The organism is Actinomadura decatromicini (assembly GCF_008121305.1).
In the GTDB taxonomy this organism is placed as follows: Bacteria; Actinomycetota; Actinomycetes; order Streptosporangiales; family Streptosporangiaceae; genus Spirillospora; species Spirillospora syzygii.
The window spans coordinates 1-17,539 of sequence record NZ_VSRQ01000012.1; the positions used below are offsets into that span (position 1 = coordinate 1).

A 17,539-nucleotide genomic window follows, 5' to 3' on the forward strand; every position below is an offset into this window, starting at 1 on the left:
GCCGGGCTGGTGACCACAGCCCGCCCTATGGTTCTGGGTCGATCGTCGGGCTGGGACTCGTGGCCACGGCCCCGTGGCTCTGAGTCGATCGCCGGGCGGCCGGGCTGGTGACCACAGCCCGCCCTATGGTTCTGGGTCGATCGTCGGGCTGGGACTGGTGACCACGGCCCCGTGGCTCTGAGTTGATCGCCGGGCGGCCGGGCTGGTTGGGCTGGTCGGGCTAGGACTCGTGGAGGCAGGCGGGCCAGCCTCGGCTGAGGAGGTCGATGACGATGTCGAGGGTGCGGCGCGGGTCGGGGGTGTTCCGCGCCAGGTCGGGGATCTGCAGGACGTAGCGCGCCAGGAGCCGCGCGGTGAGGTCGTCGGCGGGGAGGCCCGACTCCTCGGCGATGGCGGCGGCGAGGGCGTCCTGGCCGTTCGTCCAGGAGCGGAGCGCGTAGTCGCGCAGGTCCGGGGTGGCGCTCACCAGGTCGAGGACGCGCTGCTCCGCGGGCGTGGGGTCCTCCTTGAACGGCCCGCGCTGGGAGAGGAGGCCGCGCAGCGCGTCCAGGACGGTCTGGCCCGGCGCCCGGTCGTGGACGGCGTCGGTCAGGGACGCGATCCTGGCCGCCCGATCGCCGGGGAAGACCAGGCTGACCTTGCCGTCCGGGAAGTACTTGAACAGGGTCGCGATCGAGGTGTCGGCGGCATCGGCGATCTCACGGACACCCACGTTGTCGTAGCCGCGCTCGGTGAACAGCGCGACCGCGGCCTCGATGATGGCCCGCCGGGTCTGGGCCTTCTTGCGTTCGCGCAGGCCCGGGGGCCCGGCCGGGGCCGCGGACCGTGCGACCGCCGGGGCCCGGTCGGACGCCGGACGGCTCAGCTCGGGAGCGGGCCACCCGTTGGCCAGCAAGGTGAACGCGGCCTCGATCACGCGACGCGGATCGTCCTGCCCACGCGGCCGCAGCCGATCCAACGCAAACCGCGCAACAGCCCGCGCCGCAACCTCCGCCCGCGCCGCGTGATCCGTCCGCGCGGCGACATCGGGCCACGCCGTGTCATCCGTCTGCGCCGGGTCATGCGCCTGCGCGCCGAGATCCGTCTGCGTGGTGGCGTCCGTTTGCGGAGTGCTCGCGTCCGGGCCTCCGCGCGGCGAGTCGTCCGGGGCCGGGGCTTGCGGCTCTGTTTCGGTCAGGGCTTGGGCCAGTTCTCTCTCGTGGTCCAGCCACATTCGGTCGGCGTAGTCCTGGAGGGCCGGGGTGCTGGTGACGAGTTCGGCGAACGCGGCCGTTCGCGGGTCGGCGGAGCGTTCGCGGAGCCGGGCCAGTCGCCAGTCGCGCAGGGCGTCCAGCGGCGGGACGCCCTCGGGACGGTCGCGCACCGCCGACACCAGGGCGGCCCGGATGTCGTCGTCCCGGTCGAAGACCAGGGACTCCTTGGTCGGGAAGTGCTTGAACAGGCCGCTCGTCGACACATCGGCGGCCTCGGCGACGTCCTTGACGCTGACCTGGTCATAGCCGCGTTCGAGGAACAACTCCAGCGCGGCGTCGGCGATCGCCTGCCTGGTCCGTGCCTTCTTGCGCTCCCTGCGCCCCATGGTCGCCTCGGTCATGCCGCCAGTCTAGCGCTGCGCGCAGAACCACTCTCAGAGTAGAGTCGTTATAGTTTTTGAATGAGACCACGAGTATGCTCGTTTCCATTCTGCTTCGGAGGTGATCGGCCATGACGACGACGGCCGTACCGCAGGCGTTCGCCCGCACCGGACGCGAAATCCGCGTCATCTTGTTAGGCGTCATGCTGGCGATGCTGCTGGCGATGCTCGACAACGCGATCGTCGGCACCGCGATGCCCACGATCGTCCGGGACCTCGGCGGCCTCGACCACATGGCCTGGGTCGTGACCGCCTACACGTTGATGACCGCGATCTCCACACCGGTGTGGGGCAAGCTGGGCGACCTGTTCAGCCGCAAGACGGTCTTCCTGACCTCGATCGCGGTGTTCCTGGTCGGGTCGCTGCTGTCCGGGGCGGCCTGGTCGATGACCGCCCTGATCGGGTTCCGCGCGCTGCAAGGGCTCGGGGCCGGCGGCCTGATGGTCGGCGCGTTCTCGATCATCGGCGCGCTGGTGCCGCCTCGGGAGCGGGGCCGCTACCAGGGGATGACCGCGGCGGTCATGGCGATCGGCACCATCGGCGGCCCGCTGCTCGGCGGGATGGTCGCCGACCAGTTGAGCTGGCGGTGGGCCTTCTACCTCAACCTGCCGCTCGGCCTGCTGGCCTTCGGATGGTCGGCGATGCTCCTGGACCTGCCCGCGACCCGCCGGAAGGTCACGATCGACTACGCCGGGATCGGGGCGCTGGCGATGACCATCGGGGCGCTCGTCCTCGCGGCGACGTGGGGCGGCGTCCAGTACGCGTGGACCTCGGGACCGATCCGTGGCCTGGCCGCACTGGCGATCACGGGTGCGACGATGTTCGTGCTGGCGGAGCGGCGGGCCGCCGACCCAGTCATCCCGTTGCGCATGTTCGCCAGCCGCAACTTCACTCTCGCCTCCGCGCTGTCGCTGGTCACGGGTGTGGTGATGTTCGCCGGGGTGCTCTATCTGCCGCTGTTCCAGCAGACCGTCCAGGACGCGTCCGCCTCGTCGTCCGGGCTCCTGCTGCTGCCGATGATGATCCCGATCCTGTTCACGACGCAGCTCGTCGGACGGGTGATGAGCGGGACCGGCCGGTACAAGATCTTCCCCGTCCTGGGCGGCGTGGCGCTCACCGCGGGCGCGGTCTGGCTGTCCGCCGTCGACGCCGGAACCGGCCGCTTGGCCACGGGCGCCGCCATGGCGCTGCTCGGCCTCGGTCTCGGGCTGACCATGCAGCTGACCGTCACCATCGCGCAGAACAGCGTCGACATGACCGACATAGGCGCGGCCTCCGGCACCGTCACCCTGTTCCGCACGATCGGCGGCTCACTGGGCATAGCCGCGTTCGGCGCGATCTTCACCCGCTCACTGGACGGCCGCACCCCCGCCGCGGGCCCCGCCTACCTGGACGCCGTAGCCCACGGCACCGCGAAAATCTTCCTGGCAGTAGCCGCGGTGAGCGCCACCTGGCTGACCATCTCCTGGCTGATCACCGAACACCCCCTACGCACCGCCCCCGCCTCCAAGCCCGATGAGAGGCCCGCCCCGATCCCGATGACTCAGTCCGCTCGCTGAACTCTGTGCCTCGCCTCGGCGCCCCCGCCGGGGTTCAGGCGTGGAAGGCGTCCGACGCGGGAGTGCCCAGCGGGTCAGGGGGTGCCGAGCATTAGGGTTTTGCCGGTTTTGTAGAGGTGGGCGGGGACGCGGGCGGGGTCGAGCAGGTGTTGGAAGGCGACGCCCAGGTCGAGGGCCACGGCCAGGGCGGCGCGGTCGTCGGCGGCCAGGCCGTCGGTGGGTTCGAGTTCGCTGGCCATCTGGGCGCGGCGTTCGGCGTACCAGTCGGCGATGCGCCAGCCCGCGGCGTAGTCGCGCATGCCGTAGAGCCAGAACTCGACGAGGAGCAGGGCGAGGCGCCGGGGACGGTCGTCGGGGGCGTGGCGGGTGGGACGGTCGGTGGGGTCGGCGTCCTCCTCGGCGGTGCGGATCTCGTCGCAGACGTCGCTGCGGGACGGATCGCTGGTGAAGCGCTCCATCAGGGCCAGCAGCAGGTCGGTCTTGCCCGCGAAGTTGGAGTAGACGGCGCCCTTGGTGAGGCCCGCGGCCGACGCGATGTCATCGAGAGAGGCGCCGTGGATGCCGCGTTCCGCCCATAGGCGTTCGGCGGCGGTGAGCAGGGCGGTTCTGGTCTGCTCCCGGCGATCCCGGCGCGGCGGAGTGCCGCCGCCGGACGGGCGCGGAGCGTGGAGGCCCCCCGCTCCGGTCGAGTCACCCTCGGGCCGGTTGTCACCGTGGGTGTCCGTCATGTGCTGTTCCCTCCCAGTGTGGCCTTCGATACGTCCCTCGCCCCCTTGTACGGTCTTCTGAGCCCGGGGACTGGATGTTGTGCCGTGGTCGGTGGGCTGCATGTTGTGTTGTGGTCGGTGGGCTTCGGTTCTCCTGGGTCGGGCGTGGTCGGGGGACGGGTGACGCGGGCGTGGAGCGAGATTCTCTCTTCGGAATACACCGGGTAAGCATGGTCAGTCCGTCGGTTGCGTAATTCGACCTGAGTTGGAACGGTCCGGTCAGGTTGAGGTGTCAATGGGGGATGGAGACTGCGCTGGCGCGTGGGGCACATCACTCCGCAGGCTGCGTTACTTGCGGGTAGCCAAGAGAGGGCGGGGGGTCATACGCTGCCTGTATGGCATCCCCGACGGTCTCCGCCGAAGGCGCGGCGGAGCGCACGCTGCCGCAGACTCTGATCGACCGGCTGGTCTCGCACGTGGTGTCGAACGGCGCCGAGACCGCGACGATCACCGGGCCGTTCACCGGTGCGCCCCTCGCGACCGTTCCGCTGTCCAGCGCCGACGACGTCCGGAAGGCGTACGAGCGGGCGCGGGCGGCGCAGCGGGCCTGGGGCGCGCTGCCGGCGGCGGAGCGGGTCAAGCCGTTCCTGCGGCTGGCGAACGCGCTGGTCGACCGGCGCGCGGAGATCCTCGACGTCATCCAGCTGGAGACCGGCAAGGCGCGCCGCCACGCGATGGAGGAGTTCCTCGACGTGGCGCTCTGCTCGCTCTACTACGCGCGGCGGGCCCCGAAGCTGCTGAAGCCGCGGCGCAGGCAGGGCATGATGCCGGGTCTTACGCGCGTCCATGAGTTGCGGCACCCGAAGGGCGTCGTCGCGCTGATCGCGCCTTGGAACTATCCGTTCGCGCTCGGGGCGAGCGATATCGCGCCCGCGCTGATGGCGGGTAACGCGGTGATCCACAAGCCGGACACGCAGACCTGCCTGTCCAGCCTGTGGGTGCTCGATCTGCTGATCGAGCTCGGGCTGCCGCGCGATCTGTGGCAGATCGTCGTGGGCGACCCGGCCGACATCGGCGACCCGCTCGTGGAGAACGCCGACTACGTGTCGTTCACCGGGTCGACGCGCGGCGGGAAGGCGATCGCGGAGAAGGTCGCGCCCCGGCTGGTCGGGTACTCGCTGGAACTCGGCGGCAAGAACCCGATGATCGTCCTGCCGGACGCCGACGTGGAGCGCACCGCGCGGGGCGCCGTGCGCGCGTGCTTCACCAACGCCGGGCAGCTCTGCATCTCGATCGAGCGCATGTACGTTCACGAGGACATCTACGACAGGTTCGTCCCCCGGTTCGTCGAGCTGGTGAAGGGGATGAGGCTCGGCGCCGGGCTGGACTTCCAGGCCGAGATGGGATCGCTGACGTACAAGCGGCAACTGGACGCCGTGACGCGGCACGTCGACCAAGCCGTGGAGGCGGGCGCGACCGTTCTGGCCGGAGGCAAGGCCCGTCCGGACGTAGGGCCGCTGTTCTATGAGCCGACCATCCTCGCGGACGTCGACGGCGATATGGACCTGTGCGCCAACGAGACGTTCGGGCCGGTCGTCGCGGTCTACAAGTACCGGGACGAGGACGAGGTCGTCGAGCGGGCGAACGACACGCCCTATGGGTTGAACGCCTCGATATGGACGAAGGACCTGGCGAAGGGGCGCCGTCTCGCCGCCCGCATCCAGGCGGGGACGGTCAACATCAACGACGGGTACGGCGCGGCCTACGCGTCCTACGACTCGCCCATGGGCGGGATGAAGCAGTCCGGTGTGGGACGGCGGCACGGGTCCGAGGGGCTGCTGAAGTTCACCGAGGCGCAGACGGTCGCGAGCCAGCACATCATGGACCTGGAACCGCCGGGCGCCATCGGCTACGACCGGTTCGCCGACATGATGGCGACCGGGATCAAGCTCATGAAGAAGCTGCGGATCAAGTAGGGATCGCCCGTGAAGCATGACTTCGACGTGCTCGTGGTCGGGTCGGGATTCGGCGGCAGCGTGTCGGCGCTGCGGCTGACCGAGAAGGGCTATCGGGTCGGGGTGATCGAGGCGGGCCGCCGCTTCGACACGAACCCGTCCGGGGCGCCCGGGTCGCGGTATCCGGCGCTGCCCAAGACGAACTGGCGCATCGCCCGCTACCTGTGGGCGCCCGCGCTCGGGTTCACCGGCATCCAGCGGATGCACCTGATCCGCGGGGCGAAGTCGAGCCGGGTGCTGGTGCTGGCCGGGGCGGGCGTGGGCGGCGGCTCGCTCAACTACGCCAACACCCTGTACGTCCCGCCGGAGCCGTTCTTCAAGGACCGGCAGTGGGCGCACATCACCGACTGGCAGGACGAGCTCGCGCCCTACTACGAGCAGGCGAAGCGCATGCTCGGCGTCGTGCAGAACCGGACGACCACCGAGGCCGACAAGATCATGAGGCGTGTCGCCGACCGGATGGGCAAGGGCGACACGTTCGTCAAGACACCAGTCGGCGTGTTCTTCGGACGGGGCGCCGGAGTGGAGAGCGCCGACCCGTACTTCGGCGGCGCGGGCCCGCGGCGGCGCGGCTGCCTGGAGTGCGGCGAGTGCATGACGGGCTGCCGCCACGGCGCGAAGAACATGCTCACCGAGAACTACCTGTATCTGGCGGAGAAGGCGGGCGCGCGGGTGATGCCGCTCAGCCGCGTCACGTCCGTCAGGCCGCGGCAGGGCGGCGGCTATGAGGTCGACATCGTCCGGACGGGTTCGTTCGGCCGCAACCGCAAGACGCTCACCGCCGAGCAGGTCGTGTTCGCCGCCGGAACGTACGGGACGCAGAAGCTCCTGCACAAGCTGAAGGCGACGGGCGCGCTGCCGCGACTGTCGGACCGGCTCGGCGCGCTGACCCGCACCAACTCGGAGGCGATCCTCGGCGGCGGGCGCGCGAACGGCAAGCCGGGGCCCGACTTCTCCAAGGGCGTCGCGATCACGTCGTCGTTCCACCCGGCGCCGGACACGCACATCGAGCCCGTCCGGTACGGGCGCGGCTCCAACCTGCTCGCAGGTCTGCAAACCCTGCTCGTGGACGGTGACCGTCCGGGCGAGAAGCACAAGCCCCGCCTGCTGAAGTTCGTCCGCGAGGCGGTGCGCCGCCCGCGCGACCTGATGCAGCTCGCGGACGTGCGGCACTGGTCGGAGCGGACGGTCATCGCGCTGGTCATGCAGACCCGCGACAACTCGATCACGCTGCGCCCGAAGAAGGGCCCGTTCGGCTGGGACGTCCACTCGTCCGCCGGGCACGGCGAGCCCAACCCGACGTGGATCCCGGAGGGGCACGAGGCGACCCGGCTGATCGCCGACGAGATCGGCGGGATGGCGGGCGGCACCTGGGGCGACCTGTTCGACGTCCCGATGACGGCGCATTTCCTCGGCGGGTGCGCGATCGGCGACTCGCCCGAGTCGGGGGTGATCGACGCATATCACCGCGTGTACGGGCACCCGGGCCTGCATGTCGTGGACGGCTCGGCCGTCTCCGCCAACCTGGGCGTCAACCCGTCTCTGACGATCACGGCGCAGGCGGAGCGCGCCATGTCGCTCTGGCCGAACCGGTCGGAGGACGATCTCCGCCCCGCGCTGGGCGAGCCGTACCGGCGGCTCAACCCCGTCCCGCCGAAGAACCCGGCCGTCCCGGCCGACGCGCCGGGAGCGTTGAAGCTCCCGATCATCGACATCACCTGACGCCGCCGTCCCCGCTGAATCCGACATCGCCGCCGCCTCCCCGAACTCGACTCCTGAATTCTCGGCGGGGCGACGACGACACGGCACTAGAACGGGGTTCTGTGGAAAAGTCGGTGAGCTCCGAGCGCAGAACGGGCCGGGTGGGCCGGTCAGGCCCACCCGGCCCGTTCTAGCGGGGGTCGATCGTCGGCTGGACGGTCATGACCGTCCGGCCGGGGTGCGGGTCAGCTTCCTGACGCGCGGTATGCGGACCACTGGCTCTGCATGCGCGCCGTCTGGCCCGCCGTGAACTCGGTCATGCAGGAGTCGTAGCTGTAGTCCATGTAGTTGTGGATCGGGTCGACCCCAGGCGAGGTGCAGGTGTCGCGGCCGGTTGGGCAACCCGAGGCCGGGCTCTGCTCGGCGGGGGTGTCGGAGACCTCGTCTCCAGCGCCCGTGCAGCCGCCCTGGAACGTGTGGTACAGCCCCATCCAGTGACCCACTTCGTGGGTGCCGGTGTCACCTTCGTTGTAGTTGCCGAGAGTGCCGCCCGGGACGCTCTGATAGTGGATGACCACGCCGTCCATCTTGGGCTGCGAGCGGTAGCTGCTCGGGAACGTGGCCCAGCCGAGGAGGCTGCTGCCCAGGTCGGCGGTGTAGAAGTTGAGGTCCTGGGCGTTGCCGACATGCAGGGCGTTCTTCATGGCGGCCTCGTTGGCCTGCGGGTCGGAGAACCAGGCGGAGTTCTGCGTCCGCTTGATCTCGGCCAGGGTGAACGTCACGCCGCTGCCCGCGTAGGCGCTGTTCATGACGTCGATCTGCTTGTTCAGGGTCGCGTCGGGCACGTTGCCCGCACTTCCGTAGACGACCTGGAAGTGCACGCGGACCGTGATGGCCGAGGTCTTCTTGTTCCGCAGCTTGCTAAGACGGTTCTGGAAGTCCTTCTCCATCGCCGCTACCTGGGCGGTCCCAGGCTGGTTGGGCTCGACGGCGTGGGTTCCGGCGCGGACGCGGGCCTGGGCCGACTGGTCGGCGCACAGGTTGGACGGCGCCGTCGGCGCCGCGAGGGTGGCGGGGGCGGTGGGGGCGTACGTCGTGACGGCTGCGGCCAGACCGAGAACGGCCGCGATTCCGGCGCGTTTCATGAAACTCCTTGGGGGTGACGCGAGCGGGAGCGCGCGCAGGGGAGCGGAGTCATCGCTGGAACCAGCCTGGATGCGAACAACCAAGGCGTCTTTGGCAAACCTGAACGAATCAGGTCGCTCAACGCTGAATGCGGCACCCTAGCGCGGCGGCGTAGCGTGGCCCGCGTGGACGTCGACGGGGAAGTGGAACGGCTCCTGGCCGAATTTCGGGCACAGGCCGATCCGGTGCGCGCCGAGAGCGAGAAGCGCTATCTGAAGAGCGACTTCGTGCATATCGGCGTCACCGTCCCGGCCCTGCGGAAGGTCGCCCTGTCGGCGGTGAAGACCAAGCCGACCCGAGACGAACTCATCGCGCTGGCGCAGAAGCTCTGGGACGTGACAGACGAAGGCCGTCCCGTGCATGAGGCGCGCATGGCCGCGATGGAGGTACTCGCCAAGCGAGCGGCCCTCCTGGAGCCACCCGACATCGCCCTGGGTGAACGCCTTATCCGTGAGTCGTCGAGCTGGGTGTACGTGGACCATCTCGCCGAGAAAATCGTCGGCGGCCTGGTCGTCCGGTATCCCGACCTGGGGACGGTCCTGGACGCCTGGGTCAGCGACCCCTACATGTGGATACGTCGCACGGCGATGCTCGCCCTGCTCGCGGGCGTCCGTGCAGGGGCACCGGATCTGGACAGGATCGACCGGTTCGGGGACGCGCTCATCAACGAAAAGGAGTTCTTCATCCGCAAGGCCCTCGGGTGGGTGTTGCGGGAGTTGTCGAAGAAGGACCCTGAGTGGGTGGTGGCCTGGGTCGAGCCACGCGCGGACGTCATGTCGGGCGTCACGCTAAGGGAGGCAGTCCGAAGACTGCCTCCCGAAGACGCGAAACGCATAACCAGCCGTTAGGCGCGGTAGGCCGTCCACACGTTGTGGATACGGCCGCCCTGTCCGGCGGTGAAGGACGTCATGCACGTGTCGTAGCTGTAGTCCATGTAGTTGTGGATGGGGTCTTCGCCACTGGACGGGCACGTGTCCTTACCGGCGGGGCAGCCGTTGGTGGGGTCGCGCTCTGCGGGGGTGTCGGCGACGCGGTCGCCCTGCCCTCCGCAGCCGTCCTGGAACGTGTGGTAGAGCCCGAGCCAGTGGCCGACCTCGTGCGTGGCGCTGAATCCCTTGTTGAAGTTCTCGATGGATCCGCCCGGCATGCTGCCGTAGTGGATGGTGACACCGTCCATCTTGGGCTCGGCGCTGTACTTCCAGGGGAAGGTCGACCAGCCGAGGAGGTCGCCCCCGATGCGCGCGCTGTAGAGGTTCAGTGTGCTCTTGCCGCCCTGCCGCAGTCTCGGCTTGTACGTCCGCTCGTAGCGCTCGGGGTCGTTGAACCAGTCCGCGTTGTCCGTGCGGGTCACGGCACGCAAGGTGAACGAGACGCGGGTGTTCGCGCCTCCGTTCTGTCCGCCGTAGGACGCGTTCATCGTGTCGATCTGGCTCCCGATCGCCGCGGCGGACACGTTGCCCGACGAACCGTCGTGCAGCACATGGAAGTAGACGGGAATGGTGATGGGGGAGGCGCCGCGCAGGTCGCGTCCGGTCGACTGCCCACGCGGGTTCTGCTCGGGGGCGAGGCCGAGGCCGTCCAGGATGCGGTTGAGGTTCTGCTCGACGCTGGCGGCCTGCTCCAGGGAGAGGTCGTTGCGGTCCCTGACGTGCGGGCTGCCGGGCCGCAGGCGCGCGTTGGCGGGGGACACGTCGGCCTTGACGCAGTCGCCCGTGCGCGCCGCCTCCTGGCGTACCGCCTCCTGACGCACCGGGCGCGGGGGCGAGGCGGTGGTGGACGGCAGCGCCGGAACGGCGGCGGCGAGCAGGACGGTTGCGGCGAGCAGCTTCACGGCACTCCTAGGGAGGACGCTTGCGGACGGGAACGAAGTGAACACAGTGCGTTATCAACAGGTATCAGAGCGAAGTGCTGCAGCGAGTGTGATCAAGGTAAATGGATGCCGACCGTTATAGGACGATCGCACCATGTGATGGTCTCGTCCGAAGCGTGCTCATGGTCCGGCCCGGCGCCCGGCGGCCGGGACGCGCGCGACCGGTCGCAGGCGGGGGCCCCGTAGACTGGGGGAATCGTTCCGGCCCGTGCGAAAGGCGTTTCTTGGTGGCCGCAGACCAGTCCTTCGACACCGTTCTCGTCGTCGACTTCGGCGCGCAGTACGCGCAGCTCATCGCCCGGCGCGTCCGCGAGTGCCATGTGTACAGCGAGATCGTGCCGTCCACGATGACGGCGGCGGAGATGCTCGCCAAGCGGCCGAAGGCCATCATCCTCTCGGGCGGGCCGTCGTCCGTCTACGAGGAGGGCGCCCCCAACGCACCGGACGGGTTGTTCGACCTCGGCGTCCCCACGTTCGGCATCTGCTACGGGCACCAGGTGATGGCCCAGGCCCTGGGCGGGACGGTCGAGAACTCCAATGTCGCCGAGTTCGGTGGGGCGACCGTAGCGGTGACGTCCCCGGGCATGCTGTTCGCGGGGTTGCCGCATGAGCAGGCGGTGTGGATGTCCCACCGCGACTTCGTGAGCCAGGCGCCGTCCGGTTTCGAGGTCACCGCCAGTACGGACGTCACCCCTGTCGCGGGCATGGAAGACCGCGAACGTGGTTTCTTCGGCGTCCAGTTCCACCCCGAGGTCATGCACACCGAGCACGGCATGGAGTTGCTGCGCCGGTTCCTGTACGAAGGGGCGGGCTGCCGTCCCAACTGGACGATGGTCAACATCGCGGACGAGTCGATCGAGGCCGTCCGGCGGCAGGTCGGGACGAAGCGGGCGATCTGCGGGCTGTCCGGCGGGGTCGACTCGGCGGTCGCCGCCGCGCTCGTCCAGCGGGCCATCGGCGACCAGCTGACCTGCGTGTTCGTCGACCACGGGCTGCTGCGCAAGGGCGAGGCGGAGCAGGTCGAGAAGGACTTCGTCGCCGCGACCGGCGTGAACCTGCACGTCGTGGACGCGCAGGAGCGCTTCCTCGCCGCCCTCGACGGCGTCGCCGACCCCGAGCAGAAGCGCAAGATCATCGGCCGCGAGTTCATCCGGGTGTTCGAGGAGGCGGCCCGCCAGGTCGTCGGCGAGGACGCTGCCGAGCCGGTGGAGTTCCTCGTCCAGGGCACCCTCTACCCCGACGTCGTCGAATCGGGCGGCGGCACGGGCGCGGCCAACATCAAGTCGCACCACAACGTCGGAGGTCTCCCGGACGACCTCCAGTTCCAGTTGGTGGAGCCGCTGCGCACGCTTTTCAAGGACGAGGTCCGTGCGCTCGGTGAGCAGCTCGGTCTGCCGTCCGAAATCGTCTGGCGGCAGCCTTTCCCTGGGCCGGGCCTCGGGATCCGCATCGTCGGCGCCGTCACCAAGGAGCGCCTCGACATCCTCCGCGATGCCGACTTCATCGCTAGGACCGAGCTGAGCAACGCTGGCCTCGACCGTGACATCTGGCAGTTCCCGGTGGTCCTGCTTGCGGACGTGCGCTCCGTAGGGGTCCAGGGAGACAGCCGTACTTACGGCCACCCCATCGTGCTGCGTCCGGTGACGAGCGAGGACGCGATGACCGCCGACTGGGCCAAGCTCCCCTACGAGCTGCTCCAGCGCATCTCGACCCGCATCACCAACGAGGTGAGGGAGATCAACCGGGTCACGGTGGACATCACGTCCAAGCCCCCGGGCACCATCGAGTGGGAATGACGACATGAGCAAGGCCCGGACGGAAGCGTCCGGGCCTTGGCGTTTTCGTCGTCAGACGGTGGCGGGGGCCAGAGCTGCCTCTGCGTCGAGCGTCGCGGCGGCGGCGTTCACCACGGCCGCAATGCGAAGTGCCTCCTGCACGTGCTCACGGGACAGGCCCGCTTCCCGGACGACCTTCTCGTGCGACTCCAGGCAGCGTCCGCACCCGTTCACGGCGGACACGGCAAGGCACCACAGCTCGAAGTCCGTCTTGTCCACGCCGGGACGCCCGATGATGGACATGCGCAGCTTCGCCGGAAGGGTCGCGTACGTCTCGTCACCGATCAGGTGGGTGGCGCGGTAGTAGACGTTGTTCATGGCCATGATGGACGCGGCGGCCTTCGCGGCCTCGAACGCCTCCGCGGACAGGTGGTCCCCCGCCTCCTCGGCCAGTTCCCTGATGACGACCGTGCTCCGGGTGGCGAGCGCGCTGGCCAGGACGGCGCCCCACAGCTGCTGGTCGGTGAGCTGCGAGGTGGACGTCACCGAGCCCAGGTTGAGCTTGGTGTCCTTCGCGTATCCCGGGAGGGCGCTCTTCAGCGCGTCAACGCTCATCTTCGTCCGTCCTTTCCTGTGAATCCGTGCGAACGGCCGGTCACGAAGGCGCGTGACCGGCCGCTGTCGATCCGGTGATCGGGTCAGGCCCCGGCGCCTGCGAGGAGCTTGTTGGCGTCGAGCGTGTCCTCACCCTTGTTCCAGTTGCAGGGGCACAGCTCGTCGCTCTGCAGCGCGTCCAGGACCCGCAGGACCTCCTTGACGTTCCGGCCGACGGAACCGGCGGTCACCATGGAGAACTGGATCTCGTTGTTGGGGTCGACGATGAACGTCGCGCGCTGGGCCACGCCGTCCTCGGTGAGGATGCCGAGCGACTCGCACAGGTCGCGCTTGACGTCGGCCATCATCGGGAACGGGATCTCGCGCAGGTCCGGGTGGTCCTTGCGCCAGGCGAAGTGGACGAACTCGTTGTCGACCGACGCGCCGAGCACCTGGGCGTCGCGGTCGGCGAAGTCCTCGTTCAGCCGTCCGAACTCGGCGATCTCGGTCGGACAGACGAACGTGAAGTCCTTCGGCCAGAAGAACACGACGCGCCACTTGCCCTCGTAGGACTTGTGGTGGATCGTCTCGAACGCGTGCTCGGCGTCCAGCGAGACGCAGGCGGTGAGCTCGTACTCGGGGAACTGGTCACCGACAGTAAGCACGAATGCTCCTTCGTCATGAGTTGCGGGGCGCCTCCGCAGGTGAGGCGCGGGAAAGCCGCGTTTGCTCCGAGCGGCTGATGTCACTCAGCGTGCCCCGACCTAGCTGAAAAGAGAAATCAATCTGTCTCATCTCACTGATAGGCATTGCCTATCTGTGGCGCGCGCGACGCTGTGACCAGGGATGAGAGCGACTCATGACCGAGGGGCGCGGTTCGGCGGTAGATGCACATCACACTGATACGCCCAAAACGGACTTCTAGCTCCGTGGCGGGCAAGTGTAGCGCCTCACACGGTAAAGGGCGGCGCGACCGTGGCCGTGCCGCCCTTCGGCTCCGGGGCGGGTCAGTCGGTGGCCGGGACGATCTCCCACAGTTGGCCGTGCTCGGCGCCCGCGGGCTCCAGTACCGCCCTGTCCTCGTCCTGGGTCCAGACGAGATTCCGGCCGGGCAGTTCGATGACGTACCGGCCCTCGGCGACCCGCCGGATGGCCCAGGTCGTCGATCCCTCGTGGAGGCCGACCAGTCGGCCGTCGCGCACCACGGCGCGGTTGTCCGAGCCCACGTTGTCGATGGTGAACACGTTTCCCGTCCCGGTGATGCGCCAGACCTCGTGGTCGCCCGCGTGGCTGCGGTCGACGATGATCGGCGTGGGCGCGGACGGGTTGATCCCGGGGAAGTTCTTCGCCGACTCGCCCTCGTCGGCGTTCACGATCCGGTAGGTCTGCGGGGCGCGGGCCAGGGCGTCCGGGCCGCCCACGGCCAGGGCGCCCATCAGGATGAGGGCAGCGGTCAGGAGTCTTCCGGTGGTGCGTACGGTGCCGCGCATGATCGTCCTCCAGTTCCGGTCGGAGATGCGTCACCGCCCGACATTACCCTCTGTATTCAGATCATGACCCTGAGTTTGCCGAGGGTGACCAGGGGCTCGCGCCGGCGCTAGGGCGCCTCGGCCCCGCGCCCCTATGACGGGATGTCGTTTTCGTGGGGTGGTTCTATGTCGAGTACGGCCCACACGCATTTTCCTTCGTGTTCTGGGCGGCAGCCGTAATACTTGGACAGGGAGGCAATGATGCCTAGGCCCCACCCCCCTGGGTCGGACGCATTATCCGGAATGCGTTGGGTCGGCATCCTCAGGTCGGGTGCGGACGTCTTCGGTCTTTCCTGGGACGAGTCCCAGACCCCGATACGGAGACCCTCCTCCACGAGGGCCAGGCGGAGACTGATCGGTGCATTCGGGGTAGCGCGGACTGCGTTCGTCAGCAATTCCGATGCGACCAGGACCGCGTCGTCCACCGTGCTCTGGGGGAGCTCCCATTGGAGGGTCTGCGCCTCCACGATGAGACGTCCTTGCCGTGGCACGTCGGGTGTCGCCAGGAACCCGCGACGGAGTGCCAGGGGACCGGCGGACGTCCCCTCCACCAGGGCGCTCACCACTCGCACTCCCGTGCCAGGGCGTCCTGCTCAGCCATGAGGCCGCCCAGCGTGAACAGGTCGCCCGCGGTGAGCGTGGCGACCAGACGGCTGTCACGCTTCCGGATCGACTTGGGATTGCGGAGGTGCACCGTCCACAGGCCGTTCTCGCGGGCCTGATAAGGCTCCGCCCATCGCCCGCGCGGCGGCCCGACGGCCGGGAGGGGGTCCGTTTCGTCTATGAAGTCATCCTTGCGGAATTTGTCGATTCCCATTCCGTGATCGCCTCTGCCGTCGGTCATTCCCGTGATTTCCGCGCAACAGATTGACGGCGACGACTTATGGTTGTCATCATTGCCGCAGACATCAGAAAAACGAGGAAGTGCGGAGGTGTCCCGACCGTGGTCCGCCCATCCCCCGACCCGCACGAGTCCATCCATGGCTTCCTGGCTTACTACCTACGGTTCCTGCGCACTCGGCACAACGCGACCCAGGCCGACGTGGCGAAGATCCTGAGCTGTTCGATCGGCCAGGTTTCCAAGTACGAGTCAGGCGACAAGCAACTCGGCACGAACGAATGCAAGGCCCTGGACGCCGCCTGGAACACCGGCGGCGTCTTCAAGATCTGGCTCGGCTACGCCAAACTCGGCATCGACGCCAACGCCCCGTCCCGTCTTGACCGCTACCAGCGCAGGGCCACGCAGCACTGCATCTACTCCGGCAACGTGATCCCGATCCCCTTGCAGACGGAGGACTACGCGAGGAGCCTGCTCGGCGCGGGCCACGACGCCGGGCTCATCGAGGACATCGAAACCGCCGTTGGCCGACGGATGGAGCGCCAGGCGGCGATCTTGGACGGCCAGCCCGATCTATGGGTCGTCATGGACGAGGTCGCTCTCCGCCCAATGGGAACGCCTCAGGTCATGGCCGATCAGTGGGCCAGGCTGGTGGAAATGAGCAAGCTGCGCCACGTCTCCATCCGTATACTTCCGATGTCGGCTACGCCGCATACCGGCGTGGATGGTTCGTACTGGTGCTTCACGTTGCCGGGCCGTCGCCTGGCGGCTCATTCTGGAAACGCACTGGGTCTGGGTCGAGTTATCGACGATCAAACAGAGGCCGCCGAAGTCGCGACGCGCTTTCAGCGTCTTGCGGCCCGTGCGTGGAACGAAGACCAGTCGCGTGAGCACCTAGACCGGATGGGTGAGTCCTATGGCGGCTTGGCGCAAGAGTAGTTACAGCCACACTCACGGAACCTCTGACTGCGTGGAGTTGGCTGACCTGTCGCGGGGGATCGGCGTCCGGGACAGCAAGGACCCCGAAAGTCTGCCCTTGGTCGTGAGCCGGGAGCAGTTGGCCGTGTTGGTCGTCCAGATCAAGAACGGCGGCTTCGCCGCATCCTGAGCGTCGGCCCGTGATGGGCTGGGGTGGCGTGAGGGGTTGGGTGGGGCACGGGTAAAGTCGCTGGCGGGATGGCGAACAGTAGACCTACGGTGGCGCAGCTGCGGGCGTTTGTGGCGCTCGCGGAGCATCTGCATTTTCGGGATGCCGCTGCTGCGCTGCGGATCAGTCAGCCTGCGCTGTCCGGGGCCGTCGCCTCGTTGGAGGAATGCGTTCAGGCGCGGCTTGTGGAGCGCACGACGCGGAAGGTTCTGCTGACGCCCGCTGGGGAGCGGGTCGCGCGGCAGGCGGAGGTCGTGCTCTCCGAGTTGGACCGGCTGGTGGACGAAGTCAACGCGGTCCGGGGTCCCTTGGTCGGGCCGTTGCGGGTGGGTGTTATTCCGACCGTTGCGCCTTATCTGCTGCCCGTGGTGCTGCCCAGGCTCGCGAAAGAGTTCCCTGATCTGGAGCTTTCGGTGCGTGAGGAGCGGACCGATCCGATCGTCGCGGAGCTTCTCGCGGGGCGGCTCGACGTTGTCGTGCTGGCGTTGCCCACGCCCGCGGCCGGGGTGACCGAGCTGGCTCTCTATGACGAGGACTTCGTGCTCGTCGCGCCCGCCGACTTCGACCTCGGCGACCTGGAGCGGCCGGACGGCGTGCACCGGGAGGCGCTGTCGCGGCTGGACGTGCTGCTGCTCAACGAGGGCCACTGCCTCCGCGACCAGGCTTTGGACGTGTGCCGGGACGTCGGCGCGCGTCCGGCGGCGGCCACGTACGCGACGAGTCTCGCGACGCTCGTGCAGCTCGTGTCGGGCGGGCTCGGGGTGACGCTCGTCCCGGAGACGGCGCTGCCGGTCGAGACGCGCCGCGCGCCTCACCTGGGGCTGCACCGGTTCGCGACGCCCGCGCCGTTCCGGCGGATCGGGCTCGGCTTCCGGTCGGCGTCGCCGCGCGCGGACGAGTTCGGGACGCTCGCCGCGAGCATCCGGTCCGCCGTCGCGGAGGCGGGGATCGCGGAGGGCGTCCGGCCCGCCTGAGCCGGTTTTTCG

General features: G+C 68.8%; 17 protein-coding genes. 8 read left to right on the forward strand and 9 right to left on the reverse strand.

All coding sequences use genetic code 11. The annotated features are described in order from the left end of the window. Nucleotides 1–220: 220 nt before the first annotated feature. Nucleotides 221–1,594, reverse strand: a complete 1,374-nt coding sequence (locus FXF68_RS38760) for a TetR/AcrR family transcriptional regulator (protein WP_222870302.1) — start codon at nt 1,592–1,594, stop codon at nt 221–223. A gap of 110 nt (nt 1,595–1,704) precedes the next feature. Here FXF68_RS38760 and FXF68_RS38765 point away from each other — a divergent pair, with 110 nt between their 5' ends. Next, entirely contained in the window at nt 1,705–3,192 is a 1,488-nt protein-coding gene (locus tag FXF68_RS38765) for an MDR family MFS transporter (RefSeq protein WP_148767819.1), read from the forward strand. Between the two features lie 74 nt (nt 3,193–3,266). On the opposite strand, the gene FXF68_RS38770 is transcribed toward FXF68_RS38765, so the two are convergent. Next, entirely contained in the window at nt 3,267–3,920 is a 654-nt protein-coding gene (locus FXF68_RS38770) for a TetR/AcrR family transcriptional regulator (protein WP_148767820.1), read from the reverse strand. Nucleotides 3,921–4,294: 374 nt separating this feature from the next. Here FXF68_RS38770 and FXF68_RS38775 point away from each other — a divergent pair, with 374 nt between their 5' ends. Beyond that, the gene (locus FXF68_RS38775) at nt 4,295–5,875 is read left to right on the forward strand and encodes a succinic semialdehyde dehydrogenase (protein WP_148767821.1); all 1,581 of its coding nucleotides are present in this window, start codon (nt 4,295–4,297) and stop codon (nt 5,873–5,875) included. Nucleotides 5,876–5,884: 9 nt separating this feature from the next. Further along, nucleotides 5,885–7,636: an FAD-dependent oxidoreductase gene (locus FXF68_RS38780; RefSeq protein WP_148767822.1), complete on the forward strand. Its 1,752-nt coding sequence runs from the start codon at nt 5,885–5,887 to the stop codon at nt 7,634–7,636. A gap of 224 nt (nt 7,637–7,860) precedes the next feature. Here FXF68_RS38780 and FXF68_RS38785 read toward each other — a convergent pair whose 3' ends face one another. Next, nucleotides 7,861–8,760, reverse strand: coding sequence for a zinc metalloprotease (locus tag FXF68_RS38785; RefSeq protein WP_148767823.1), 900 nt, complete (start codon nt 8,758–8,760; stop codon nt 7,861–7,863). Between the two features lie 165 nt (nt 8,761–8,925). Here FXF68_RS38785 and FXF68_RS38790 point away from each other — a divergent pair, with 165 nt between their 5' ends. Further along, nucleotides 8,926–9,648: a DNA alkylation repair protein gene (locus FXF68_RS38790; RefSeq protein ID WP_187438334.1), complete on the forward strand. Its 723-nt coding sequence runs from the start codon at nt 8,926–8,928 to the stop codon at nt 9,646–9,648. Here FXF68_RS38790 and FXF68_RS38795 read toward each other — a convergent pair. Further along, complete coding sequence (locus tag FXF68_RS38795) at nt 9,645–10,631, reverse strand: zinc metalloprotease (protein ID WP_246179181.1); 987 nt, start codon at nt 10,629–10,631, stop codon at nt 9,645–9,647. The genes FXF68_RS38790 and FXF68_RS38795 overlap by 4 nt on opposite strands. Before the next feature lie 263 nt (nt 10,632–10,894). Between FXF68_RS38795 and guaA the strand changes: the two genes are divergently transcribed. Further along, complete coding sequence (guaA, locus tag FXF68_RS38800) at nt 10,895–12,466, forward strand: glutamine-hydrolyzing GMP synthase (protein WP_148767825.1); 1,572 nt, start codon at nt 10,895–10,897, stop codon at nt 12,464–12,466. 51 nt (nt 12,467–12,517) lie between these two features. On the opposite strand, the gene ahpD is transcribed toward guaA, so the two are convergent. The 5 genes from ahpD to FXF68_RS38825 form a co-directional block, all read right to left on the reverse strand. Next, a complete protein-coding gene (gene ahpD, locus FXF68_RS38805; RefSeq protein ID WP_148767826.1) occupies nt 12,518–13,060 on the reverse strand; it encodes an alkylhydroperoxidase, AhpD family in 543 nt (180 codons plus the stop codon). A gap of 83 nt (nt 13,061–13,143) precedes the next feature. Continuing rightward, nucleotides 13,144–13,704 (reverse strand): peroxiredoxin, encoded by a 561-nt coding sequence (locus FXF68_RS38810; RefSeq protein WP_148767827.1) that lies wholly within the window; start codon nt 13,702–13,704, stop codon nt 13,144–13,146. Nucleotides 13,705–14,046: 342 nt separating this feature from the next. After that, nucleotides 14,047–14,529 carry an RICIN domain-containing protein gene (locus tag FXF68_RS38815; RefSeq protein WP_148767828.1) on the reverse strand — a complete coding sequence of 161 codons (483 nt, stop codon included), beginning with the start codon at nt 14,527–14,529 and terminating at the stop codon, nt 14,047–14,049. Between the two features lie 131 nt (nt 14,530–14,660). After that, the gene (locus tag FXF68_RS44885; protein WP_148767829.1) at nt 14,661–15,140 is read right to left on the reverse strand and encodes an ATP-binding protein; all 480 of its coding nucleotides are present in this window, start codon (nt 15,138–15,140) and stop codon (nt 14,661–14,663) included. After that, nucleotides 15,128–15,412 carry a hypothetical protein gene (locus FXF68_RS38825; RefSeq protein WP_148767830.1) on the reverse strand — a complete coding sequence of 95 codons (285 nt, stop codon included), beginning with the start codon at nt 15,410–15,412 and terminating at the stop codon, nt 15,128–15,130. The genes FXF68_RS44885 and FXF68_RS38825 overlap by 13 nt, the downstream gene beginning before the upstream one ends. 198 nt (nt 15,413–15,610) lie before the next feature. On the opposite strand from FXF68_RS38825, the gene FXF68_RS38830 reads away from it, so the two are divergent. From FXF68_RS38830 to FXF68_RS38840, 3 genes are all read left to right on the forward strand, one after another. Beyond that, entirely contained in the window at nt 15,611–16,345 is a 735-nt protein-coding gene (locus FXF68_RS38830) for a DUF5753 domain-containing protein (RefSeq protein ID WP_148767831.1), read from the forward strand. Nucleotides 16,346–16,376: 31 nt separating this feature from the next. Further along, on the forward strand, nt 16,377–16,514 hold the full coding sequence (locus FXF68_RS38835) for a DUF397 domain-containing protein (RefSeq protein WP_246179183.1): 138 nt from the start codon (nt 16,377–16,379) through the stop codon (nt 16,512–16,514). A 68-nt stretch (nt 16,515–16,582) separates the two neighbouring features. Continuing rightward, nucleotides 16,583–17,527 (forward strand): hydrogen peroxide-inducible genes activator, encoded by a 945-nt coding sequence (locus tag FXF68_RS38840; protein ID WP_148767833.1) that lies wholly within the window; start codon nt 16,583–16,585, stop codon nt 17,525–17,527. The last annotated feature ends 12 nt before the right edge of the window (nt 17,528–17,539 follow it).